The 24,211-nt window shown below is 65.6% G+C and carries 19 protein-coding genes and 1 pseudogene; 18 read left to right on the top strand and 2 right to left on the bottom strand.

Annotation, left to right across the window (positions count from 1 at the left end; all coding sequences use genetic code 11):
* Window positions 1–63: 63 nt before the first annotated feature.
* From ACE10W_RS34770 to ACE10W_RS34745, 6 genes and pseudogenes are all read left to right on the top strand, one after another.
* The gene (locus ACE10W_RS34770; RefSeq protein ID WP_304548382.1) at window positions 64–546 is read left to right on the top strand and encodes a DUF992 domain-containing protein; all 483 of its coding nucleotides are present in this window, start codon (window positions 64–66) and stop codon (window positions 544–546) included.
* A 150-nt stretch (window positions 547–696) separates the two neighbouring features.
* Complete coding sequence (locus ACE10W_RS34765) at window positions 697–2,745, top strand: elongation factor G (protein ID WP_011090149.1); 2,049 nt, start codon at window positions 697–699, stop codon at window positions 2,743–2,745.
* 152 nt (window positions 2,746–2,897) lie between these two features.
* Window positions 2,898–3,272: pseudogene (locus tag ACE10W_RS34760) on the top strand (sodium-independent anion transporter); the annotation flags it as partial.
* Window positions 3,273–3,402: 130 nt separating this feature from the next.
* The gene (locus ACE10W_RS34755) at window positions 3,403–4,242 is read left to right on the top strand and encodes a shikimate dehydrogenase (protein ID WP_304548380.1); all 840 of its coding nucleotides are present in this window, start codon (window positions 3,403–3,405) and stop codon (window positions 4,240–4,242) included.
* A 65-nt stretch (window positions 4,243–4,307) separates the two neighbouring features.
* Window positions 4,308–4,934 (top strand): hypothetical protein, encoded by a 627-nt coding sequence (locus ACE10W_RS34750; RefSeq protein WP_304548378.1) that lies wholly within the window; start codon window positions 4,308–4,310, stop codon window positions 4,932–4,934.
* Between the two features lie 97 nt (window positions 4,935–5,031).
* Window positions 5,032–5,637: a hypothetical protein gene (locus tag ACE10W_RS34745; RefSeq protein WP_370205803.1), complete on the top strand. Its 606-nt coding sequence runs from the start codon at window positions 5,032–5,034 to the stop codon at window positions 5,635–5,637.
* A 271-nt stretch (window positions 5,638–5,908) separates the two neighbouring features.
* Here the strand turns inward: ACE10W_RS34745 and ACE10W_RS34740 are convergent, their stop codons facing one another.
* Entirely contained in the window at window positions 5,909–7,045 is a 1,137-nt protein-coding gene (locus tag ACE10W_RS34740; protein WP_011090144.1) for an alpha-hydroxy acid oxidase, read from the bottom strand.
* 107 nt (window positions 7,046–7,152) lie between these two features.
* Here ACE10W_RS34740 and ACE10W_RS34735 point away from each other — a divergent pair, with 107 nt between their 5' ends.
* From ACE10W_RS34735 to ACE10W_RS34680, 12 genes are all read left to right on the top strand, one after another.
* Entirely contained in the window at window positions 7,153–7,320 is a 168-nt protein-coding gene (locus ACE10W_RS34735) for a hypothetical protein (protein WP_165448176.1), read from the top strand.
* A 221-nt stretch (window positions 7,321–7,541) separates the two neighbouring features.
* Window positions 7,542–8,885, top strand: coding sequence for a phosphoglucosamine mutase (gene glmM / locus ACE10W_RS34730; RefSeq protein ID WP_028174702.1), 1,344 nt, complete (start codon window positions 7,542–7,544; stop codon window positions 8,883–8,885).
* A 259-nt stretch (window positions 8,886–9,144) separates the two neighbouring features.
* Window positions 9,145–10,395 carry an MFS transporter gene (locus ACE10W_RS34725; RefSeq protein WP_304548374.1) on the top strand — a complete coding sequence of 417 codons (1,251 nt, stop codon included), beginning with the start codon at window positions 9,145–9,147 and terminating at the stop codon, window positions 10,393–10,395.
* Window positions 10,396–10,623: 228 nt separating this feature from the next.
* Window positions 10,624–11,466: an outer membrane protein gene (locus ACE10W_RS34720; RefSeq protein WP_028174704.1), complete on the top strand. Its 843-nt coding sequence runs from the start codon at window positions 10,624–10,626 to the stop codon at window positions 11,464–11,466.
* A 169-nt stretch (window positions 11,467–11,635) separates the two neighbouring features.
* Window positions 11,636–12,532 (top strand): outer membrane protein, encoded by an 897-nt coding sequence (locus ACE10W_RS34715; RefSeq protein WP_011090140.1) that lies wholly within the window; start codon window positions 11,636–11,638, stop codon window positions 12,530–12,532.
* A gap of 75 nt (window positions 12,533–12,607) precedes the next feature.
* Entirely contained in the window at window positions 12,608–13,198 is a 591-nt protein-coding gene (locus ACE10W_RS34710; RefSeq protein WP_011090139.1) for a glutathione S-transferase family protein, read from the top strand.
* Window positions 13,199–13,214: 16 nt separating this feature from the next.
* Entirely contained in the window at window positions 13,215–13,679 is a 465-nt protein-coding gene (locus ACE10W_RS34705; protein ID WP_304548372.1) for a GNAT family N-acetyltransferase, read from the top strand.
* A gap of 256 nt (window positions 13,680–13,935) precedes the next feature.
* Window positions 13,936–14,142: a hypothetical protein gene (locus ACE10W_RS34700; protein ID WP_038965408.1), complete on the top strand. Its 207-nt coding sequence runs from the start codon at window positions 13,936–13,938 to the stop codon at window positions 14,140–14,142.
* Window positions 14,143–14,221: 79 nt separating this feature from the next.
* Window positions 14,222–15,394 (top strand): phosphoserine transaminase, encoded by a 1,173-nt coding sequence (locus ACE10W_RS34695; protein ID WP_011090137.1) that lies wholly within the window; start codon window positions 14,222–14,224, stop codon window positions 15,392–15,394.
* 205 nt (window positions 15,395–15,599) lie between these two features.
* Window positions 15,600–17,189 (top strand): phosphoglycerate dehydrogenase, encoded by a 1,590-nt coding sequence (serA, locus tag ACE10W_RS34690; RefSeq protein ID WP_161536685.1) that lies wholly within the window; start codon window positions 15,600–15,602, stop codon window positions 17,187–17,189.
* Window positions 17,190–17,438: 249 nt separating this feature from the next.
* A complete protein-coding gene (locus tag ACE10W_RS34685) occupies window positions 17,439–18,611 on the top strand; it encodes a thiolase family protein (protein ID WP_028174708.1) in 1,173 nt (390 codons plus the stop codon).
* A 273-nt stretch (window positions 18,612–18,884) separates the two neighbouring features.
* Complete coding sequence (locus ACE10W_RS34680; protein WP_304553903.1) at window positions 18,885–20,438, top strand: FAD-dependent monooxygenase; 1,554 nt, start codon at window positions 18,885–18,887, stop codon at window positions 20,436–20,438.
* A gap of 136 nt (window positions 20,439–20,574) precedes the next feature.
* On the opposite strand, the gene ACE10W_RS34675 is transcribed toward ACE10W_RS34680, so the two are convergent.
* The gene (locus ACE10W_RS34675) at window positions 20,575–24,060 is read right to left on the bottom strand and encodes a PAS domain S-box protein (RefSeq protein ID WP_304548366.1); all 3,486 of its coding nucleotides are present in this window, start codon (window positions 24,058–24,060) and stop codon (window positions 20,575–20,577) included.
* Window positions 24,061–24,211: the final 151 nt, after the last annotated feature.

Genomic DNA, 24,211 nt, shown 5'->3' with positions numbered 1-24,211 from the left:
ACGTCGCGCCTCGCTTGCAGGCGCGACTCTCTGCTCGCATCACATTCATCGCCGGAGACATTCATGCGCCGTACGTTCATCTTCGCCGGGCTCACTGCCGCCAGCCTCGTTGCCTCCGTCGCAAACAGCGACGCTCAGCAGCAGCGGATGGTCCGGGTTGGCGTGCTCGAATGCCGCGGCGGTGCCAGCGTTGGCTTCATCGTGGGATCGGTGACCAATCTCGGCTGCGTCCTGCGTGCCGACGGTTTGCCGGAGGATCGCTATGTCGCGACCATCCGCAAAGTCGGTCTCGACATCGGCATCACCCAGGAGACGACGCTGGCCTGGGGCGTGTTCGCGCCGGTCGACCGGCTCGGCCCCGGCGATCTCTCGGGCAATTATGCCGGCGCGCAGGGTAGCGCTTCGGTCGGCGTCGGTATCGGTGGCAATGCGCTGGTCGGCGGCTCCAACAATTCGATCGCGCTCCAGCCGCTCAGCGTGCAGGGCCAGGTCGGACTCAACGTCGCCGCCGGCCTCGAAAGCCTGGAACTCCGGCCCGGCCGTTAACAATTATGCGTGTGATCGCGCCGTTCCACCGGCGCGATCACAAGGACGCACCGCAGCGACGTTTGACGCTTGCCAAATCTCGGGGACGGGCAGAGCATCCGCGTTTGCCGACCCAATCATGGGCCGAGCTCCACACCAAGGAGGCGGCGAATGGGACAAGACGTCAGAAGTCCCCGAGGTCCACGGTGCATTGCGCTGGTGGGCCCATTCCAAAGCGGTAAAACCACACTTCTTGAAGCGATATTGGCACGAACGGGTGCAATCCCGCGTGCCGGCAGCGTAGATGCCGGAACTTCCGTCGGCGACGCCACGCCCGAGGCCCGTCATCACAAGATGACCGTCGGCCTCACTGCCGCCACCACGAGTTTCATGGGCGACAGCTACACCTTCCTCGACTGTCCCGGTTCCGTCGAATTCGCCCACGACATGCGCGCCGCGTTGCCCGCGGTCGATGCCGCGGTCGTAGTCTGCGAAGCCGACGAGAAGAAGCTGCCCCAGCTTCAGATCATCCTGCGCGAGCTGGAGGAGCTGAAGATTCCGCGTTTCCTGTTCCTCAACAAGATCGACCGCGCCAACAAGCGCATCCGCGAGACGCTCGCAACGCTCCAACCCGCCTCGCGCGTGCCGCTGGTGCTGCGCCAGATCCCGATCTGGAAGGACGAGTTGATCGAGGGCTTCGTCGATCTCGCGCTGGAGCGCGCTTTCATCTATCGCGAGCACAAGGCCTCCGAGGTCATCGCGCTCGCAGGCGGCGATCGCGACCGCGAGAAGGAGGCCCGCTTCTCGATGCTGGAGAAGCTCGCCGACCACGACGATGCGCTGATGGAACAACTGCTCGAAGACATCCAGCCGCCGCGCGATGCCGTGTTCGACGATCTCGCCCGCGAATTGCGCGAAGGGCTGATCTGCCCGGTGCTGCTCGGCGCCGCGGCGCGCGAAAACGGCGTGCTGCGCCTGATGAAGGCGCTGCGCCACGAGGCGCCGGGTGTTGCGGAGACTGCAAAGCGTCTCGGCGCACCGGAGAGCAAGGACGCGCTTGGCTACGTCTTCAAGACGCTGCATTCGCAGCATGGCGGAAAGCTGTCGCTGACGCGGCTGCTCGCCGGCCATCTCGACGACGGTGCCACGCTGCAATCCTCCTCCGGCGGCGCGGGGCGCATCTCCGGCATCCTCGCCGTCAACGGTGCCTACGACACCAAGCGTGCCGCGGCGGAAGCCGGCGACACGGTCGCGCTCGCCAAGCTCGATCCGGTCAAGACCGGCGACATGGTCTCGAGCGGCAAGACCCAGCCGGCGGCGCTGGTCACGGCAGAACCGACATCGGCAGTGCTTGCGATCTCGGTTGCGGCCACCGACCGCAAGGACGACGTCAAGCTCGGCCAGGCGCTGACGCGGCTGCATGAGGAGGATCCCTCGCTCATGGTCGTGCAGAACGCAAAGACCCACGACACCGTGCTGTGGGGCCAGGGCGAGATGCATCTGCGCGTCGCCAGCGAACGCCTGCGCGATCGCTTCGGCGTCAAGGTCACCTCGCAACCGCCCGCGATCGGCTATCAGGAAACCATCCGCAAGCCGATCACCCAGCGCGGCCGTCACAAGAAGCAGTCCGGCGGCCACGGCCAGTTCGGCGATGTCGTGCTCGACATCAAGCCGCTGCCGCGCGGCGACGGCTTCAAATTCGCCGAGAAGGTGGTGGGCGGCGCGGTGCCGCGCAACTACATCCCGGCGGTGGAAGAAGGTGTCGTCGACGGGCTCACGCGCGGTCCGCTCGGTTTCCCCGTCACCGACGTGCAGGTGACGCTGACCGATGGCTCCTATCACAGCGTCGATTCCTCCGATCTCGCCTTCCGCACCGCCGCGCGGGTCGGACTCAACGAAGGCCTGCCGCAATGCCAGCCGGTATTGCTGGAGCCGATCCACGTGGTCGAGATCGTCTGCCCGACGGATGCCACCGCCAAGATCAACGCGATCCTGTCGGCGCGGCGCGGCCAGATCCTCGGCTTCGACACCCGCGACGGCTGGAGCGGCTGGGACTGTGTCCGCGCCATGATGCCGGAAGCCGAGATCGGCGAGCTGATCGTCGAGCTGCGCTCGGCCACCGCCGGCGCCGGCAGCTTCACCCGTACGTTCGACCACATGGCCGAAGTCACGGGCCGCGCCGCCGACCAGATCATCGCCGCGCATCAGCACGCGGCGTGAGTCTGTCTCTCGCGCAGTGAGGGAAGCACGCTCTCTCACTCCCTCTCCCCGTTCTTACGGGGAGAGGTGGGGTGAGGGGCTGTATCCACGCGTGCGGCGAAAGTTGGACTCACGCAGCCTCCTCCTCTCCGTCATTGCGAGCGCAGCGAAGCAATCCAGACTGTCTGGTCGATCGCGACGTGCTGGTCTATCGCATCACCGGCGCGTTTCTCTTCGACGCCGCCTCCGCGATCGGAAGCGTGCTCGACGGCATCGCCGACAAGCGCAAGGGCTTGGTGGTCGATTTCGCCGCGGTGCCGTTCCTGGATTCGACGGCGGCCAACGTGCTCGGCCGCGTCGCCGCCAAGGCCCACCGCCGGGGCATCCGGCTGTTCATCACCGGCGCCTCGCCCGCCGTCCGCCGCGCGCTGCTCACCCATGGCGTCACCCCGCCCCGCGCGCGCTATCGCGTGACCATCGAGCGCGCGGTCGCCGACATCAAGGGCGGCGCGGCTCTGTCCGCGGCCGATGATATGGCCGCGACCTGACGGCGCGCACCTTCTCAAGCCGGAGCCGCATCACGGCCTTGCGGAAGCGCAGTGCGGGAATCGTGTCCGCGCGCTTGACAGAGCCCGCGGGACGCGAAATGGATCGCCTCCGATACGATCCGGGGAGAAGATGACCGTGACCAAGGCTCCCGCAGCCTGTCTGATCGGATGGCCCGCCGCGCATTCGCGCTCGCCGCTGATCCATCATTACTGGCTGCGCACGCTCGGTATCGCCGGCGGCTATGTCATCGAGGCCGTCCCGCCCGAGGATCTCCGCGATTTCGTGCTGCGGCTGTCGCTGCGCGGTTTCGTCGGCGCCAACGTCACCATTCCGCACAAGGAGGGCGTGCTGGCGCTGTCGACGCCCGATGCGCGCGCCAAGGCCGTCGGCGCCGCCAACACGCTGTGGTTCGAGGACGGCGAGCTGCGCTCGACCAACACCGACGTCGAGGGCTTCATCAACAATCTCGATGCCAGCGCGCCCGGCTGGGACACGGCCGAGGAGGCGCTGGTGCTCGGGGCCGGCGGCTCCGCGCGCGCGGTCGTGTTCGGCCTGCGCGAGCGCGGCATCAAACGCATCCATCTCGCCAATCGCACCATCGCGCGGGCCGAGACGCTGGCGAAGCAGTTCGGGCCGAACGTGCAGCCCGTTACGTGGGACGGGATCGACGACGTGCTGCCGCGTGCAGAACTTCTCGTGAACACGACCTCGCTCGGCATGCGCGGTCAGCCTTCACTCGATGTTGATGTTGCAGGCCTGCCGCAGGCGGCCGTCGTTGCCGATCTCGTCTATGTCCCCCTGGTGACGCCGCTGCTCGCCGCAGCAAAGGCACGCGGCCTCAGGACCGCCGACGGTCTCGGCATGCTGCTGCACCAGGCCGTGCGCGGCTTCGAGCTGTGGTTCGGCCGGCGGCCGCGGGTCACGGACGAGCTGCGCGCATTGGTCGAGGCCGATCTCACAAAGTCTTGAGAGGGTAACGGCGAATAGCGCACCACCTCCGGAGTTCTATCCCAGTGGGACAATCGGAGACAATCATGCCTGTTCAACGTGCAACTTTCACACGTCCGCTCATCGCCGTCGCGATGGTGGCCGCTTCCACCCTCTATGCCTTCGCGCAGAGGGCGCCGGTGCCGACGCGCGTGCGCGGCACGATCGAGAGCGTCAACGGCGACACCCTGCAGGTCAAGTCGCGCAGCGGCGAGGACGTCAAGCTCCACATCGCATCCGATGTGCGCGTGTCCGGCATTACCAAAATTTCACTCGCCGACATCAAACCCGGCTCCTTCGTCGGCGCCACCACGGTGCCGGGGCCTGACGGCGGCGACAACGCCGTCGAGGTGCATGTGTTTCCGGAGAGCATGCGCGGCACCGGCGAAGGCTCGCGCCCCTATGACCTCAAGCCCAACTCGAGCATGACCAACGCCACGGTGTCGGAGAGCGTGGTCGGCAGTGACGGCCATACGCTGCTGGTCAAGTACAAGGACGGCGAGAAGAAGGTGTTCGTCCCCGACAACACGCCGGTGGTGACCTTCGTGCCCGGCGACAAGACCGACCTGAAGGCCGGCGCCAAGGTGATCGCCTTCATGAAGCAGTTGCCGGACGGCTCGTTCGAGACCAACCGCGTCAACGTCGGGCGCGACGGCCTCACGCCGCCGATGTGATCGTCACGGCCGGGAATAGCGGCGGTCACACGGGGTTGCCGTGTTTGACCGTCGCAACTCCCTGGAGGGGATAATCATGCCGAAGCTGAACACCTGGATGCCGCGCGCCGTCGCGGCAGCCTTCGCGACCTTTATCGCTGTTTCCTCTGTCTCGGCGCAGCAGGCGCCGACGGTGCGCATCCGCGGCACCATCGCGAACGTCGACGGCAACATGCTCGACATCAAGACGCGCGAAGGCAGCGACGTGAATGTGCGCATGACCGACAACGTCGCGGTCTTCGCCGTGGTGAAGACGGAGCTGTCGGAGATCAAGGAAGGCTCCTATATCGGCGTCACCGCCATGCCGGAGACGGACGGCACCCAGAGGGCGATCGCGGTGCATATCTTCCCGGAGAACCAGCGCGGCGCGGCCGAAGGTTTTCGGCCCTGGGACGCGCGCGCCAACTCGACCATGACCAATGCCACCGTGACGCAGACCGTGAAGGGCACCGACGGTCAGAACATCACGGTGAAATACAAGGACGGCGAGAAGAAAGTCGTGGTGCCGCCGGATACCCCGATCGTCAGCTTCGTCGCCAGCGACAGGTCCGAGATCAAGCCGGGCGCCAAGCTGATCATCTTCGGCGCGGCGAAGAAGGAGGACGGCTCGCTGGAAGCCAACCGCGTCAACGTCGGCAGGGACGGGATCACGCCGCCGATGTGAGGGTGCGAGATATGAGGCGCGACTACTGCCACAAATTCCGTCGTCCCGGACAAGCGCGCCCCTAGGCGCGCGCAGATCCGGGATCCATAACCACAAGATGAAGTTGTTGCGCGAAGCAGGTCACTCCGAGTCCCCGTAACCGCGCCTGCTTGTGGTCATCGATCCCGGCCTGCGCCGGGACGACAGCCGAGATTTTGGAGGCTTCGAGCGCCTCGGAATCGTATGGTGGGCAGGCTTTCGCTTTGCCCACCCTACGGCACCGACGCTGCGGTCACACCGCGATGATGTGATCGTCGATCTCCTCGATCCTGTTGACGCCGCACAGGCCCATGGTCGTCAGCAGTTCCTTCTGGATGATATCGATCGCCTTGGCGACGCCGGCCTGGCCGCCGGCCCCTAGGCCATAGGCGTAGGCGCGGCCGATCATGCAAGACTTTGCGCCGAGCGCGAGCGCGCGCATCACGTCCTGGCCGGAGCGGATGCCGCCGTCGAACATGATCTCCATCCTGTCACCGACGGCATCGACGATCTCGGGCAGCACCTCGATCGAGGACGGTGCGCCGTCGAGCTGCCGGCCGCCATGGTTGGAGACCACGATCGCCTGCGCGCCGGTCTTCGCGGCGAGCTCGGCGTCCTCGACGTCGAGAATGCCCTTCAGGACCAGCTTGCCCGGCCAGATGCTGCGGATCCAATCGATGTCGTTCCAGTTCAGCGAGGTGTCGAACTGCGAGTTGATCCAGGTCGACAGCGACGTGATGTCGTCGCTGACCTTCAGGTGGCCGGCGAGATTGCCGAAGGTGCGGCGCTTGCCCTGCAACACACCCGACACCCAGGCCGGCTTGGTGGCGAAATCGATCAGCTTCGAGAGCGACCATTCCGGCGGCACGGTCATGCCGTTCTTGATGTCCTGGTGGCGCTGGCCGATCACCTGGAGATCGACGGTCAGCACCAGCGCCGAGCATTTCGCCGCGATCGCGCGTTCGATCAGCGCCTTGATGAAGCCGCGGTCCTTCATCACGTAGAGCTGGAACCAGAACGGCTTCTCGACACTGGCGGCGATGTCCTCGATCGAGCAGATCGACATCGTCGACTGCGTGAACGGGATGCCGGCGGCCTGTGCGGCGCGGCAGGCGTGGATCTCGCCGTCGCCATGCTGCATGCCCAGCAGGCCCACGGGCGCGAGCACCAGCGGCATGGTCGAGGTCTCGCCGAGGATCGTGGTCGAGGTGTCGCGCTTGGAGACGTCGACCAGGATGCGCTGGCGGAACTTGATCGCCTGCATGTCCTCGCGGTTGGCGCGCAGCGTTTCCTCGGCATAGGAGCCGCGGTCGCAATAATCGAAGAACGCCTTCGGCACGCGGCGCTTATGCAGCGCGCGAAGATCGTCGATACAGGTGATGTGCTTCATGAACGTGTCCCCGGGCCCGTCTCGTATCCGAAAGTCTTGCATCGGAAGATCGAGGGGTCATCTAGCATGGTTGGATGCACAGCCAAATCGTTTGAGAGGAGGGTGCCATGACGAGACCGCACGCCGCACCGACACCGGAAGAGATCAAGGAGAAAAAGGATCTCGAGGACGCCCTGGAAGAGGGCCTCGAAGAGACCTTCCCGGGCTCGGATCCCGTCAACGTCACCCAGCCGGCGCCGAGCCGCGGCGACGGCCATGTGAAGCGCTCCAAATAGGGGCGGGTTCCGCCCCATTTCGGTTCCCTAACGGGAAATATAGTGTTAACAATTAGTTAGCGGGGCGAAGGCGGCCCCTATTCCGTAATGATTAATCACATTTTTTGAAGCCAAGTTAGCCGTGATGGCCTTATAAGACCTCAGCAAATCAGGGATGCGGGGCCCGTTCGGGCACTCCGTGGTTGTAGAGGGGATTCCCTGGTTGTTGCGTGGGGGACGATATGAGCCGCAAATATTTCGGGACGGACGGGATTAGGGGCCGCGCCAACGGACTGATCACGCCGGAGCTCGCGCTCAAGGTCGGCCAGGCCGCGGGCCTTGCGTTTCAGCGCGGTGACCACCGCCATCGGGTCGTGATCGGCAAGGACACCCGCCTGTCCGGCTACATGATTGAATATGCGATGGTCGCCGGCTTCACCTCGGTCGGCATGGACGTGCTGCTGGTCGGCCCGATGCCGACGCCGGCGGTTGCGATGCTGACCAAGTCGATGCGCGCCGATCTCGGCGTGATGATCTCGGCCTCGCACAATTTGTTCGAGGACAACGGCATCAAGCTGTTCGGTCCGCAGGGCTTCAAGCTCTCCGACGACGTCGAGAAGCAGATCGAGCAGCTGCTCGACGAGCCCATCGACAAGCGGCTGGCGCAGAGCGCGAGCCTCGGCCGCGCCCGCCGTATCGACGGCGTGCATGACCGCTACATCGAATTCGCCAAGCGCACGCTGCCGCGCGATCTGTCGCTCGACGGGCTGCGCGTCGTCGTCGATTGCGCCAACGGCGCCGCCTACAAGGTGGTGCCGGAAGCGCTGTGGGAGCTGGGCGCCGACGTGGTGCCGATCGGCGTCGAGCCCGATGGCTTCAACATCAACAAGGATTGCGGCTCGACTTCGCCGGAAGCGCTGTCGAAGAAGGTGCGCGAGATGCGCGCCGACATCGGCATTGCGCTGGACGGTGACGCCGATCGCGTCATCCTGGTCGACGAGCGCGGCCATGTCGTCGACGGCGACCAGCTGCTCGCGGTGATCGCGCAGAGCTGGAAGGAAGACGGCCGGCTGTCGCGGCCGGGCATCGTCGCCACCGTGATGTCCAATCTCGGGCTCGAGCGCTTCCTGAAAGGGCAGGGGCTCGATCTCGTGCGCACGCCGGTCGGCGACCGCTACGTGCTCGAGCAGATGCTGAGCGGCGGCTACAATCTCGGTGGCGAGCAGTCCGGCCACATCATCCTGTCCGACTACGCCACCACCGGCGACGGCTTCGTTGCCGCCTTGCAGGTGCTGGCCGTGGTGCAGAAGTCGCGCCGGCCGGTGTCGGAAGTCTGCCACCGCTTCGATCCGCTGCCGCAGATCCTCAAGAACGTCCGGCACAAGGGCGGCAAGCCGCTCGACGATTCCGACGTCAAATCGGCGATCTCCGACGGCGAGAAGCGCCTCAACGGCCATGGCCGCCTGCTGATCCGCTCCTCCGGCACCGAGCCGGTGATCCGCGTCATGGGCGAAGGCGAGGACCGCATCCTGGTCGAGGACGTCGTCGACACCATCGTCTCGGCGCTCGGACAGGCGGCGGCCTGAGCTCTTCCTTCTCCCCTTGTGGGAGAAGGTGGCGCGAAGCGCCGGATGAGGGGTTCTATCCCCGACCACAGCTGCTAGATCGACTCGCGGAGGCAGACCCCTCACCCGTCTCGCCGCTGCGCGGCGATCCACCCTCTCCCACAAGGGGAGAGGGGCAGACGAGCGCATCCCAGCTATCGACGTTTGGCGGTGGTTCCATCGCCGCTTGCATCGTAACTAGCGGATGCGGCGGTTCGCCGCGCCTGCCGGGATTGGTTCGTTGAACAAGCCTGTCGTCGTACCTGCGGAAACGCTGACCGAGCCCGTCGTCGTCAGCGACGTGGCGCCCGCTGCCGCCAAGGCTGCGGGGCCGGCCTATGTCGTGCTCGCCGGCATCAGCTTCTCGCACTTCCTCAACGACACCATGCAGTCGCTGATCGCCTCGGTGTACCCGATCCTGAAGGACACCTACGCGCTCGACTTCGCGCAGATCGGCATGATCACGCTGGCCTTCCAGTTCACGGCCTCGCTGCTTCAGCCGGTGGTCGGGCACTACACCGACAAGAAGGCGCAGCCTTATTCGCTGGCGATCGGCATGGCCTCGACCTTCTTCGGTCTCTTGCTGCTCAGCGCCGCGCACCAATATCTCGTCATCCTCGTCGCCGCTGCGCTGGTCGGTCTCGGCTCGGCGGTGTTTCATCCGGAATCCGCGCGCATCGCGCGGCTCGCCTCCGGCGGCCGCTACGGCTTCGCGCAATCGGTGTTCCAGCTCGGCGGCAGCTTCGGCACGTCGATGGGCCCGGTGCTGGCGGCGCTGATCGTGGTGCCGTTCGGGCAGGGCAGCATCGCCTGGTTCTCCTCGATCGCGTTCCTTGCCATCGTCGTTCTCTGGCGCATCGGCCGCTGGTACGCGCCGCAGATCAAGGCGAAGAAGACGGCGGCGGTTCAAGCCCATCCTGACGCGCCGAGCTCGCGCCGCGTCGCGGTCGCGCTGCTCGTGCTGGTGGCGCTGCTGTTCTCGAAGCAGCTCTACGTCTCGAGCCTGTCGAGCTATTACATCTTCTATCTGATCGACCGCTTCGGCGTGTCGACGCAGGCCGCCCAGATCTATCTCTTCGTCTTCCTTGCCGCGAACGCGGTCGGCGCGTTTCTCGGTGGTCCGCTCGGGGATCGCTTCGGGCGCAAGATCGTGATCTGGATCTCGATTTTGGGCGCGCTGCCGTTCACGCTGGCGCTGCCTTATGCCGGGCTCTACGCCAGCGCGGTGCTCAGCGTCATCATCGGCCTGATCATCTCGTCGACGACGTCGTCGATCATCGTGTTCGCGCAGGAACTGGTGCCGCACCGCTTCGGCATGATCTCCGGCGTGTTCTTCGGCGTCGCCTTCGGCATCGGAGGCCTCGGCGCGGCCGTGCTCGGCAAGCTCGCCGACCACACCTCGATCGAGTTCGTCTATCAGGTCTGCGCTTACCTCCCGGCGATCGGGCTGCTCGCCGTGTTCCTGCCAAAACTGCCGCGGTACGCGCGTTAACAGATCCTTTTTTGCCGCAACACGGCTTCATACATCGTTAGCAAATGAGGACAAAGGGCGCTGCATTTTTGCAACGCTTCCGCCGCATCCGCGTGTACAGTCAGAAAAAATCAACCTTAAAAATTAGGGTTAAGTGGCGCTTAAACATTTGCTGCCATCGTCCGGGCCGTGAGTTTCCAGAACGTGAGGCGTCTGCATTTTGCCTCACCGGCCATAAGGACGAAGCCAATGCGTAGCGTTAAGTCTCTCCTTGCCGCGGGTGCGGCATCCCTGATCTCGTCGATGGCATTCGCCGCCGATATGCCGATCGCGGCGCCCCCTCCCATGTACGCGCCGCCGGCACCGCCCGCCGACTTCGGCGGCTGGTATCTGCGCGGTGACATCGGCATGACCAACCAGCGCGCCAAGAGCATCGAGGCCACCGTAGCGCCTGGGTTTACGAAGACGACGGAGGGACTCGGCTTCGACTCGTCCCCGCTGTTCGACCTCGGCGTCGGCTATCGCTTCAACAACTGGTTTCGTGCGGACGTGATCGGCCAGTACCGGGGCAAGGCCAACCTGCATGGTGCGGACAACGTCATTGGGCCCGGCTTCGTCGGTTCCGACAACTACAGCGGCAGCAAGTCCGAGTGGGTCGTCATGGCCAACGCCTATGTCGATCTCGGCACCTGGTGGTGCATCACCCCGTTCATCGGCGCCGGTGTCGGCGGCTCCTACAACAAGATCAGCGGCTTCCGCGACGACGGCATTGCCTATCTCGCCGCACTGACCCCGACCCCGAGCGCCAGCGTTGCCTACTTCGCCGACAGCGGAAAGTGGAACTTCGCCTGGGCCGCCCACGCCGGTCTCGCCTACAAGGTCAATCCCGGGTTCACCGTCGAACTGGCCTACAGCTACATGAACCTCGGCGACGCGGCGCCCGGCAACTTCCGCTTGTTCGACAACAGCGCTTCGGGCCCGACCTCGATCAAGCTCAAGGAGCTCACCTCGCACGACCTCAAGCTCGGCGTGCGCTGGGATCTCAACAGCCCGCCGGCCTACGTGCCGCCGCCGCTCGTCACCAAGGGCTGATCGTCAGCCTCATTGGTTAGGACTTCTTAACGGCGCGGGATCATCCCGCGCCGTTTTGCTTTGCGTATTTTTCATTGCTCGCGGCGACGAAGGGCTCCGGCGCAACCATTGGTTAAGGTTAACGAGCCATGATCATGGCGAAAGTTCGAGTTCGATTTGGAGCGTTGCAATGCGTAGGCTTTGGTTGGTGGCGGCGGTGTTCGGATCTGTATCCGCCGCACACGCGGCCGACATGCCGGATCTGCCCGTCCTGCGCGGCGGCTTCACCGACGGTCTGTCCAAGACGTCCCATCGTTGGGATGGCGCCTATGTCGGCGTCAATGGCGGCTACACGGCCGACGCGACCGATTTCAGCCAGAGCGTCGTCGGCCTGACCAATTTCATTTTCCGCGACAGCGTGCTGCAGCAGCCGACCGCGAATTGGTCGCTGATGAACAAGACCAACACGCAGAGCACAAATTTCGGCGCCTTCGTCGGCCGCAACTGGCAATGGTACGATGCCATTCTCGGTCTTGAGGGCACCTACAGCTACTTCAACAACCTCTCGACGCTCACGTCGGGCACCAACTCGCTCACGATCGTCAACCCGCCCGGCGATGCACACGCTGCGAACGTCACCGACAATTATGACGTGACGCTGACCGGCACTGCCGCGGCGAAAGTCAAGGACATGATCACGCTCCGGGGCCGGGTGGGTTGGGACGGCGGCGATTTCATGCCGTATGCCTTCATGGGCGCTGCGGTCGGCCGAATGGACGTGTCCCGCTCGGTGACGAGCATTGTGGATTTGCGTCAGGATGTGACGAATACGATTGTCGTCGGCGGCGCCACGTTGACCACGACCACCTTCGGAGCGCCGCAGGCCGTTCCGGCCCAGTCTCAGTCGCAGACTCAGCGTCGAACCAACGCATTCGCGGTGGGCTGGACCGCCGGCCTCGGCGTCGAATACTGCATCTGGGACGGTCTGTTCGCGCGCGTGGAATACGAATACGTGAAATTCTCGCCGGTCATGAACACCTCGGTGACGCTGAACAATGCGCGCGTCGGACTCGGTTACAAGTTCTGACGCTGCATCGCCGCAGCGCGGTTGACAGATTCCCTCCGTCCTGATGCTCTGTCGCTCCGAAGCGGGGCGGCAGCGATGAAGATCTACGGCGATACCAATTCCGGCAATTGTCTCAAGGTGAAGTGGGTCTGCGACAAGCTCGCATTGCCCTACGACTGGATCGACATCGACACCCGCAAGGGCGAGACACGCACGCCGCAATTTCTGGCGATGAACGGCGCCGGCCAGGTGCCGACCGTTGCGTTCGACGACGGCCGCACGCTGGCGCAGTCCAATGCCATCATCCGCTACCTCGCCCGCGACAGCGCGCTGATCCCGCGCGACGCCTTTACTGCTGCCAAGATGGACGAATGGCTGTTCTGGGAGCAGTACAGCCACGAGCCTTATATCGCGGTGTGCCGCTTTCAGCTCGTCTACCTCGGCAAGGACGCCTCCGAGCTCGATCCCGAAAAGGTCAAGCGCGGCTATGCGGCGCTCGACCGCATGGAGCAGCATCTCTCCGGCAGCCGCTTCTTCGCCGGCGAAGCGGTTTCGCTCGCCGACGTCTCGCTGCTCGCCTATACGCGCGTCGCGCATGAGGGCGGCTTCGATCTTGGTCGCTACGCGGCGGTCCGCCGCTGGATCGGCGAAGTCGAGACCTTTCTCGGCCTGCCGCCGGCGCGCTGAGTCCTGGAGTTTCCGTATGAACGCCAAATCCGTCTCCATTCGTCGCGCGCGCCGCGAGGACGTCGCTGCGATCGTGGCGATGCTCGCCGACGATCATCTCGGGCGCGGCCGCGAGCGCGTGGAGGAGCCGCTGCCTGCCGCCTACTACGAGGCGTTCGCGCGGGTCGAGCGCGATCCAAATCTCATGCTGGTGGTTGCCGAGAGCGAGGGCAGGGTGGTCGGCTGCCTGCAACTTGCTGTGCTGGCAGGCATCAGCTCGCAAGGCGGCATCCGCGGTCTGCTCGAAGACGTGCGCGTTGCCGCTGATTGTCGCAGCCGCGGCATCGGCGAGCAATTGGTGCAATGGGCCATCGCGGAAGCGAAAGCGCGTGGCTGCAACCTGGTCGAGCTGTTGACGCATCAGACGCGAGTAGACGCGCAGCGCTTCTACAAGCGGCTCGGATTCACAGCGAGTCATGTCGGCATGACTGTCCGCTTTTGAGGCAGTAAGAGCGTTTTCGAGCGAAGTGGATACCGGTTCGCGTAAAGAAAACGCGTCAACACAAAAATCAAGAGCCCCATTCCGATTGTATCGGAATGGGGCTCCGGTCGCGCGCCTTGCGTAATCAGCGAATTCGGATCGCGCATTCGTTCATGTTAAGAGCCGGTAAACTACCCAGCCGTCGTTCACGTTGAGCCGGGAACGAACGGTGCTACGGCAGCGTCAGACACCGAGCTCGGTCGGTTCGGGGATTTCGATGACAAGCTATTCGATGATCAAGGTCGGCAACGACTATGTTGTGCAGGCCAATGACAAATGCATTTTGAAAGTCGGCAGCCGACGCAAAGCCGCGCAATTGATCAGCGAGGCCACGGACTTGCTGAACGCGCTCGCCAGGGTTGAATCCCCCGATATCGCGCCGGAAGCGCCATCACTCGCGCGTGAGGTGCCGGAACTTCCTTGACGACTCTTCCCGTTTCCCGTATCAGCCGCGGCGGGACACCTCCCCCCAACGGGAGGCTTACTATCTGGAAGGGTAGAATATGACTGTAGCGAAGCCCGCTTCGCGGCCCAACGTGCCGCATTTCTCCTCCGGCCCCTGCGCCAAGCGCCCCGGCTGGAATGCCCAAAATCTCAAGGACGCAGCGCTCGGCCGTTCGCATCGCGCGAAGGTCGGCAAGACCAAGCTCAAGCTCGCGATCGATCTGACGCGCGAAGTGCTTGAAGTGCCGGCCGATTATCGCATCGGCATCGTGCCGGCCTCCGATACCGGCGCGGTCGAGATGGCGCTGTGGTCGCTGCTCGGTGCGCGGCCCGTCACGACGCTCGCCTGGGAATCCTTCGGCGAAGGCTGGGTCAGCGACATCGTCAAGGAATTGAAGCTCAAGGACGTCACCAAGCTCAATGCGGCCTATGGTGAAATCCCCGATCTCTCCAAGGTCGATCCGAAGTCGGACGTCGTCTTCACCTGGAACGGCACCACGTCAGGCGTGCGCGTCCCGAACGCCGACTGGATCAGCGCGACCCGCGAAGGCCTGACCATTTGCGACGCCACCTCGGCGGCGTTCGCGCAGGCCCTCGACTGGGCCAAGCTCGACGTCGTCACCTTCTCCTGGCAGAAGGCGCTCGGCGGCGAGGCCGCGCACGGCATGCTGATCCTGTCGCCCCGCGCGGTGGAGCGGCTTGAGACCTACAAGCCGGCCTGGCCGCTGCCGAAGATCTTCCGCATGACCAAGGGCGGCAAGATCAACGAAGGTATCTTCGTCGGCGAGACAATCAACACGCCGTCGATGCTCTGTGTCGAGGACTATCTCGACGCGCTGAACTGGGCCAAGTCGATCGGCGGCCTCAAGGCGCTGATCGCGCGCGCCGACGCCAACACCAAGGTGCTGGCCGACTGGAAGGCGAAGACGCCCTGGATCGACTTCCTGGCCAAGGACGCTTCGATCCGCTCCAACACCTCGGTGTGCCTGAAGTTCATCGATCCCGCGCTCACCGCGCTCTCGGACGATGCGCAGGCCGAGTTCTCCAAGAAGCTGGTCGCGCTGGTCGAGAAGGAAGGCGCCGGCTACGACTTCGCCTACTATCGCGATGCACCGGCCGGCTTGCGCATCTGGTGCGGCGCCACCGTCGAGGCCAGGGACGTCGAGCTCCTGACCCAGTGGATCGACTGGGCCTTCGCCGAGACCAAGGCGCAGCTCGCCAAGGCGGCGTGAGCTTTCTTAGCCTCTCCCCGTCGTTACGGGGAGAGGCCGGATTGCGCAGCAATCCGGGTGAGGGGCTCTCTCCGCGAGTACCTTCGCCTGTGGCTGCCCCTCACCCCAACCCTCTCCCCGTAAGAACGGGGAGAGGAAGAAGAAACAGCATCACCCTGCTCCCGAAGGCCGTCCCTCTTTGCGAGGAAGGTAGAGGATCATTCCCATGACCAAACCCAAAGTTCTCATTTCCGACGCGCTCTCGCCCGCCGCCGTGCAGATCTTCAAGGATCGCGGCATCGAGGTCGACTTCCAGCCCAATCTCGGCAAGGACAAGGACAAGCTCGCCGAGATCATCGGCAATTACGACGGCCTCGCGATCCGCTCCGCGACCAAGGCGACCGCCAAGATCCTCGAGAAGGCAACCAACCTCAAGGTGATCGGCCGCGCCGGCATCGGCGTCGACAACGTCGAGATCCCCGCCGCCACGGCCAAGGGCATCATCGTGATGAACACGCCGTTCGGCAATTCGATCACGACCGCCGAGCACGCCATCACCCTGATGCTCGCGCTCGCCCGCGAGATCCCGCAGGCCGACGCCTCGACCCAGGCCGGCAAGTGGGAGAAGAACCGCTTCATGGGCGTCGAGATCACCGGCAAGGTGTTAGGGGTGGTCGGCTGCGGCAATATCGGCTCGATCGTCGCGGACCGCGCGCTCGGCCTGCGCATGAAGGTGGTCGCGTTCGATCCGTTCCTGTCGCCGGAGCGCGCCAAGGACATCGGCGTCGAGAAGGTCGATCTCGACGACCTCCTCAAGCGCGCCGACTTCATCACGCTGCACACCCCGCTGACCGAGAAGACCAAGAACATCATCGATGCTGCCGCGATCGGCAAGATGAAGAAGGGCGTGCGCCTGATCAACTGCGCCCGCGGCGGTCTCGTCGACGAGCAGGCGGTGGTCGATGCGCTGAATTCCAAGCACATCGCGGGCGCCGCCTTCGACGTCTTCGTCGAGGAGCCCGCGAATACCAACGTGCTGTTCGGCCATCCCAACGTGATCTGCACGCCGCATCTCGGCGCCTCCACCACCGAAGCGCAGGAGAACGTCGCGCTCCAGGTCGCCGAGCAGATGTCGGACTATCTGCTCACCGGCGCCATCTCGAACGCGGTCAACTTCCCCTCGATCACGGCGGAAGAAGCGCCGAAGCTGAAGCCGTTCATCGCGCTCGCCGAGAAGCTCGGCTCATTCGCCGGCCAGCTCACCGAGAGCGGCATCCTCAAGGTCGAGATCACCTATGAGGGCCACGTCGCCGAGATGAAGATCAAGGCGATCACCTCCGCCGTGCTGTCGGGCCTGCTGCGGCCGATGCTGGGCGAGGTCAACGTGGTGTCCGCGCCCGTGGTCGCCAAGGAGCGCGGCATGGTGGTGGACGAGATCGTGCGCGCCGCCCAGAGCGACTATGAGAGCCTGATCACCGTCACGGTGGCGACGGAGCGCCAGGAGCGCTCGGTCTCCGGCACCGTGTATCATGACGGCAAGCCGCGCCTCGTCGACGTCAAGGGCATCCGCGTCGATGCCGAGTTCGGCAAGTCGATGATCTACGTGACCAACGAGGACAAGCCCGGCTTCATCGGCGCGTTCGCGAGCCTGCTTGGCGCCGCCAAGCTCAACATCGCGACCTTCCATCTCGGCCGCGTCAAGCTGGGCGGCGACGCCATCGCGCTGGTCGAGGTCGACGGCGCGGTGCCGGCCGAGGTGCTCGCCAAGGTGCAGGCGCTGCCGCAGGTCAAGCAGGCCAAGGCGCTGACGTTCTGACACTCCGTCATTCCGGGGCACGCGAAGCGTGAACCCGGAATCTCGAGATTCTCAGGTGCGCAAGTGCGCACCATAGTTCGATGCTTGCGCATCGCCCCGGAATGAAGCGTATCATATATTCCGAGCCGCGGAACAACGCCGCCTCCCTCACCGGAGGCGGCGTTTTTATTTCTCCCGCAGCCCTCCAACTTTGTGTACCAATGGCGACCAGGACGCTCCGTTCAAAATCGTTCGACAAGGGAGAAAACAATGCGTGAAGCCGTCATCGTTTCCTATGCGCGCACGGGCCTCGCGAAATCCGGCCGCGGCGGGTTCAACATCACGCCGCCGATGTCGCTCGCGGCCCACGCCATCCGCCACGCGGTCGATCGCGCTGGCGTCGACAAGGACTATGTCGAGGACTGCTACCTCGGCAATTGCGCCCACGGCGCGCCGAACATCGGCCGCCAGGCCGCGCTGCTCGCCGGCCTGCCGAAGACCACCGCCGGCGTCTCGGTGAACCGCTTCTGCTCCTCGGGGCTCCAGACCATCGCGATGGCCGCCAACTCGATCCGCTCCGACGGCGCCGACTGCATCGTCGCCGGCGGCGTCGAGAGCATTTCCATTCCGGGCGGCGGCTCGCCGAAGGAATGGGTCGATCCGGAACTGCTCAAGGTCGCGCCCGACATCTTCATGGCGATGATCGACACCGCCGACATCGTCGCCGAGCGCTACAAGCTCAGCCGCGAATACCAGGACGAGTTCTCGCTGGAATCGCAGCGCCGCATGGCCGCGGCCCAGCAGGCGAACAAGTTCAAGGACGAGATCGTCCCGATGAAGACCAAGATGAAGGTCGTCGACAAGCAGACCAAGGCGGAGAGCATCGTCGACTACGTCGTCGACCGTGACGAGTGCAACCGGCCCGAGACCACGCTGGAGGGCCTTGCCAAGCTCGAGCCGGTGAAGGGCCCCGGCAAGTTCGTCACCGCCGGCAATGCCAGCCAGCTCTCGGACGGCGCCGCCGCCGTCGTGCTGATGGAAGCCAAGGACGCCGAGAAGCGCGGCCTCAAGCCGCTCGGCCGTTTCGTCGCCTGGGCGACCGCCGGCTGCGAGCCCGACGAGATGGGCATCGGCCCGGTGTTCGCGATTCCGAAGCTTCTGAAGCGCACCGGCCTCAAGATCGACGACATCGATCTGTGGGAGCTCAACGAGGCCTTCGCCAGCCAGTGCCTGTATTGCCGCGACCAGCTCGGCATCGATCCCGCCAAGTACAACGTCAATGGCGGCTCGATCGCGATCGGCCATCCCTTCGGCATGACCGGCGCACGTCTCACCGGCCACCTCCTCCAGGAAGGCGCGCGCCGCAAGGCGAAGTGGGGCGTGGTGACGATGTGCATCGGCGGCGGCCAGGGCGGCGCCGGCCTGTTCGAGATCTACAGCTGATCCGGGCCACATGAATGTGAAAGGCACGGCGCCGCAAGCGCCGTGCCTTTTTCGTTGCAGATCGATCGTCACGAAACTATACGTCTTCCGTCGGAAAAGGCAGACTTGGTCTGGTAAGCCCAAGTCCTTTCGGTAACGAAAGCTCTGGTCTTTGGCCTTGTGCACGAGATCCCCGCGACGAACATCGGACGCCACCAGGGCGCCCAATCGTTCGTCCGTGTGATTCTCGAGCCAGGGAACGCTCCGGTCGAACATCGACCACAGGAGCGTCTCATGCACGATCAATCCTCGATTCCATACGACGTCGTCATTGCCGGTGCCGGTCCCGTCGGCCTGTTTCTCGCGTGCGAGTTGCGGCTCGCTGGTCTCCAGGTTCTGGTGCTGGAGCAATCGCAAGATTCGCATTCGGCCCTGAAGCAACTCCCGTTTGGCCTGCGCGGTCTTTCGATCCCCACACTCGAGGCCTTTCACCGGCGTGGCCTGCTGGAAGAGATCGTGGCCGCGCAGCAGCCCGCCTCAGGCGCGATCAAGCGTGCAGCCCACTGGATGCAGCAGACGCGACGGCCCGCGGGTCATTTCGCCGGCATCCAGTTCTATCAGGACAACATCGATGCCGCGAAGTGGTCCTGGCGTCTGCCAACGTCAGCCGACGCCAACCTCGCCGTCGATATGGAAACGCTCGAATCCGTTATGGCTGCGCGCGCATGCAGCATGGGCGTCGAGATCCGGCGCGGTTTTGGCGTGGATGCCATTGTCGCCTCGAGCGAAGACGTGCCAGTGCAGGCGGCCGGCGAGACCTTCCGGGCACGATGGCTTGTCGGATGCGACGGCGGCCGCAGCACGGTACGCAAGATCGGTGGCTTCGACTTCGTCGGCACCGACCCCGAGTTCACGGGCTATTCCATCGACGTCGAGCTGGCCGATCCGGACAAGCTTCGCCAGGGCCGCAACTACACGCCCGCCGGCATGTATACCTTTGCGCAGCCCGGGACGATCGCGATGGTCGATTTCGACGGCGGAGCTTTCCACCGGACCGAGCCGATCACGCGCGAGCATGTGCAGGGCGTCCTGCGTCGCGTCTCCTGCACCGACGTCACCGTCACGGCGCTTCGGCTCGCCGCCAGCTGGACGGATCGAGCCCATCAGGCAACCACGTATCGCAGAGGGCGGGTGCTCCTGGCGGGCGATGCTGCCCACATCCATTCGCCGCTGGGCGGCCAGGGCCTCAATCTTGGTCTTGGCGATGCGATGAACCTGGGCTGGAAACTGGCAGCCACGATCCGCAGGCAAGCACCGGCCGATCTCCTCGACAGCTATTCGCGCGAGCGGCATCCTGTGGGCGCGCAAATCCTCGACTGGTCGCGCGCGCAGGTCGCGATCATGCGGCCGACGCCGAGCACCCGCGCGCTCCAAGCCATCATTCGCGATCTCATCGGGACGCGGGACGGTACGACCTATTTCGCCGAGCGCGTGCGCGGCGTTTCGCTCCGCTACGATCTCGGCGGCAGCCATCCGCTTGTCGGCCGGAGTGTTCCCGATTTCGAATTCGCTGACGGGACGACGGTCGGAGAACGTCTCAGGACGGCGAAAGGGATATTGCTGGACTTCGGCTCCCGTGCGTCGCTTCGGATGCTTGCAAGCCGCTGGGGCGACCGGATCACATATGTCGCCGATGACGCGAAGGACCGGCTGGGCCTGAGTGCAGCGTTGGTGCGCCCCGACGGCTTCGTCGCGTGGGCCTGCGACAGTACACCCGACCATGAGGAGGTTGTCCGGGCCGCGTCCCGATGGTTCGGTCAATCCATCGGGGCGCAAGGATTTTCCTGAGCACCACGCAGCGACACCGTCCGCGCGGCGTGAGCCTTCGCGCTTGGTTCGATCGGTCGAACCGCGGGCTCGCGCCACCTCTCCGCTGGGGAGAGGTGGTCCTCGCCCAGTCGACCAGGTTTGATTTCGCCGAGCCTCACGCCCTTGCCAGCGCCGGCGCGAACACCACTTCGATCAGCGTGCCGTGGCCTGCGCTCTTGATGTTGAACCGGGCGCGGTTGGCTTCGACCAGCGCCTTGGTCAGCGACAGGCTCAGCGCCGAATTGTCCTCGGCATCTCCAGGCGGCGGGGTGCGGAACGGCTCCATCGCGGCCGCGACCTCGCGCTCGCTGAGGCCGTGGCCGGTGTCGCGGATGCGAAGCGCGACCTCGCCGCGATCGTTGAGCGCGGTCGAGACGATCACCTGGCCGCCGGCGCTGGCGAGCCGGATCGAGTTCGAGATCAGGTTCATGGTGATCTGCCGCATCGCGCGCGCGTCCACGCTCACCTGCGGCAGCGCATGGCCGAGCGAGGTGCGGATGATGATGCGCTCGCGGTTGGCCTGCGGCTGCATCACCACGACGCAGGCTTCGACCAGGTCGTTGGGGTTGAGGTTGGCGAAGTTGAGGTCGAGCTTGCCGGTCTCGATCCGCGACAGCTCCAGCAGATCGTCGATGATCGCGATGACGCGCTCGCCGGAGGCGCGGATGTCCTTCATGTATTCGCCGTAGCGCTCGTTGCCGAGCGTGCCGAAGCGCTCGGAGATCATCACCTCGGCAAAGCCGATGATGGCGTTGAGCGGCGTGCGGATCTCGTGGCTGATCCGCGCCAGCATGTCGGCCTTGGCATTCGCCGCGCCGTCGACGAGACGGCGGGCCTGCGTCAGCTCGCTCTCGCCCTTCTTGCTCTGGGAGAGGTCGCGGAACACGGCGAAGAAGTTCGGGCCGTCGGGCCTGGTGCGGCCCATGATCATGGCGAGCGGAATGACGCCGCCCTTCTTCTCGCGCCCCAGCACCTCGCGGCCGTGATCGAGCAGGCTGGAAATGTCCTGGCTCTTCAGGCTTTCGAGATAGTCGGCGACGATCTGCTGGCTCTCCGGCGCGAACAGCGACACCAGGTTCTGCTCGAGCAGCGCTTCGCCGTCGTAGCCGAACAGCGCTTCGGCGCTGCGGTTGCAGACGAGGATGTTGCCTTCGGCATCGAACATCACGATGCCCTCGGCCGTGGTGTCGAGGATCGCGGCGAGATCCTCGGCGTCGGCATCGCCGGCCTGGGATTCGAGCTCGGACGCGTAGGGGAAGGACTCCGCGACAAGTGGCTCGGTGACGACTGGCTCGGCGACAACGGACGGCGCAACGACAGGCTCGGCAACGGCGGGCGCAGCAACGATAGGCGCAGCAGTCGGCAGCGCGCAGACCAGCGCATGCGCGCTCTCGCCGTCCCAGTCGATCGTGTGCAGATGCGCCTCGGTGGTCGGAAGCGGCGCTTCGCCATTGGGAAGCGTCGCGCTGATCGTGACCGGCGTGCCGCCTTGCGAGGTGCTGCTGGCGGGCGATACGCCCGGCTCGACATAGAGCGCATCGAGGCCGCCGGCATTCTCCAGCGCGCTCACGCTGGCATGGCCCATGCGCGCGAGGAACGCCGGGTTGGCGTAGAGCAGGCGGTCGAGCCGATAGATCAGGATGCCGGTCGGCAGCAGGTCGAGCAGCGCGCGGTCGCGCATGCTGTGGCCGCGCGCCGGCGGCTCCGGCTCGGTCAGCCATTCGGCCGCGTGCGGCGCCTCGATCAGCGGTTCGGGCGTGCTCTCCGCCGGCGGTTCGGTCGTCGCGGTGGCGATCGTCTCACGCTCGCGTTCGAGGCGCTCGGACAATTGCCGGGCGAGCTCGTTGAACGCGCTGTTCTCGATCGGCGTCAGCGTCGGCGATCTCTGATCACCAGGTGATCTGGTATCGCCGGGCGGGCGGAACGGCACGACGTTGGGAGGCGTTTCCACTGGCGTTTCCGGATCGGTTGGATGTGAATTCGCGTCGAGGGCGGGGTCGGGCAGTTCAGGTTCGGGTGCGGGCTCGGGCTCAGGTGCGGGCGGCTCGGCCGGCGGCGGCGGCGCCTCTGCCACGGGCTCCGGATCGGGCTCGACGATGTCGGCGGACAGGCCGTGCTGCGCCGGCGGTTCGGCGAGCAGCTCGAAGCGCCGGAGCGCATCGAGCCGGTTGAGGCCGTCGAGATCGCGGCAGACGCCAAAGCCCTTGAAGCCGGCGAAATTGCGCGCGTGGTCGTAGACCGGCAGGCCCGCGAGCTCGACCGGCAGATGCTCGCCGCCATCGGCCGGCCAGTTCACAGTGATCCCGGCCCAGGTGTCGTGGCTGGCCAGCGCCTGCGCCACGCGCCCCTCCGGGTCGAGCGAGAATTCCTCGGCGATCTCGCGCCAGGGGCGGCCGAAGCCGGCGGCCGTGTGCGCGCCCATCAGGCGGATGAACTCGCAGGACGCCAGCACAAAGCGGCCCTCTGCATCCATCTGCCAGAGGAAGCGCAGCGGATGCTGATGCGGCGCGGGCGTCTCCGTGGGACCCGACGGCGGCTCGACCATGCCGGTAGTGATCGACGCGGCCTGCGGCGAGACAATGGCTGAGGGGTGGTTTTCAACCGGAGTTTTGGGCGCGTCAGCCGGCTCTTCAGCCGATTCCTGGGCCGTCTCTTCAACCGTCTCGGCGACGGCTTCTTCGACAGTCTCCTGGACCGTTGCGATCTCCGGCGCCGCCTCGCTCGCGGGCAACGCGGGCGCGATCGTCTCGGCCGGCGCGGGCGTTTCGACCGGCTCGGCGAAGGCATCGAACATCGCGATCGCGGCTAGCGGGTCGTTCGACGGCGGTGGCGCGTTCGGAGCCTGCTCGGTTTGCGGCGTGGATTGAGCCGGCGCCGCGGGCGTGACGTCAGGCGTGCTCTCGGATGCGGATGCGGCCGGGGCGGCATCGCTCGCCGCTGCCGCTTGCGCGGCGGCCGGCTCGATCAGCGCGACCAGGCCGATATCGGCACCGAGGCCGACCCGTTGCAGCACCATCTGGCCGATGCCGATCGGCGTCTCGGCGCGGCCGTTGCGAAGCGCATCGCCGCGGGCCCGTTCGAGCCCGGCTTCGCCGAGATCGCGGAAGCCGAGCAGGGAGCGGGCGGCTTCGCTGGCGCCGACGAACATTCCGTCGGGCGCGAACGCCGCCATCGGCATCCTGGCGCCCGCGACGAGGCGATGCAGGCGCTCGATCAGCGGCATGGTGCGCACCGATGGCTCCATCGCGGTGACGAGCACGGCCTGGCCGCCATCGGCGAAGGTCAGCCGCGTGCAGGCGCAGGTCATCAGCGTTCCGAGCCGGGCGCCGAAGCCGCGCAGCCGTTCGAGCCGCACCGTGCCGCTCGCCGGCAGCTGCCGGGCGAGCCGGGCGACCTGGCGGCGATGGCTGTCGGCCGGGCCGAACGTCTTTTCCGCCAGCACTGCGGCATGCGCCGCGCCGAAGAATTTTGCGCCGACCGGATTGGCCCACAGCACGCGCGTGCCGTCGACCGACCAGAGCCACGCGGGCAGCGGGGATGTCGCATGCACGGCCAGCCGGGGATCGCCCACGCCTCGCAACTGGAAATCCGAATGACTCATCCAACCGGCTTTAAGTCTCGCTGTCACGCCTCTGGCCCTAGGGCTGCCGGGAATGACAGCCTTAAGAAAGGGTTAGTATCGCGCGCGGGCGCGGGCAGGTCCACGGCCCCAGCCTATGGGGGAAGCCCTAAAGCCGCGATAACCTTAATCC

Source organism: Bradyrhizobium sp. B025 (assembly GCF_042257955.1).
Taxonomy (GTDB): domain Bacteria; phylum Pseudomonadota; class Alphaproteobacteria; order Rhizobiales; family Xanthobacteraceae; genus Bradyrhizobium; species Bradyrhizobium diazoefficiens.
Note: the sequence above shows the minus strand (reverse complement) of the source record. Positions and strands in the feature narration are given on the sequence as shown.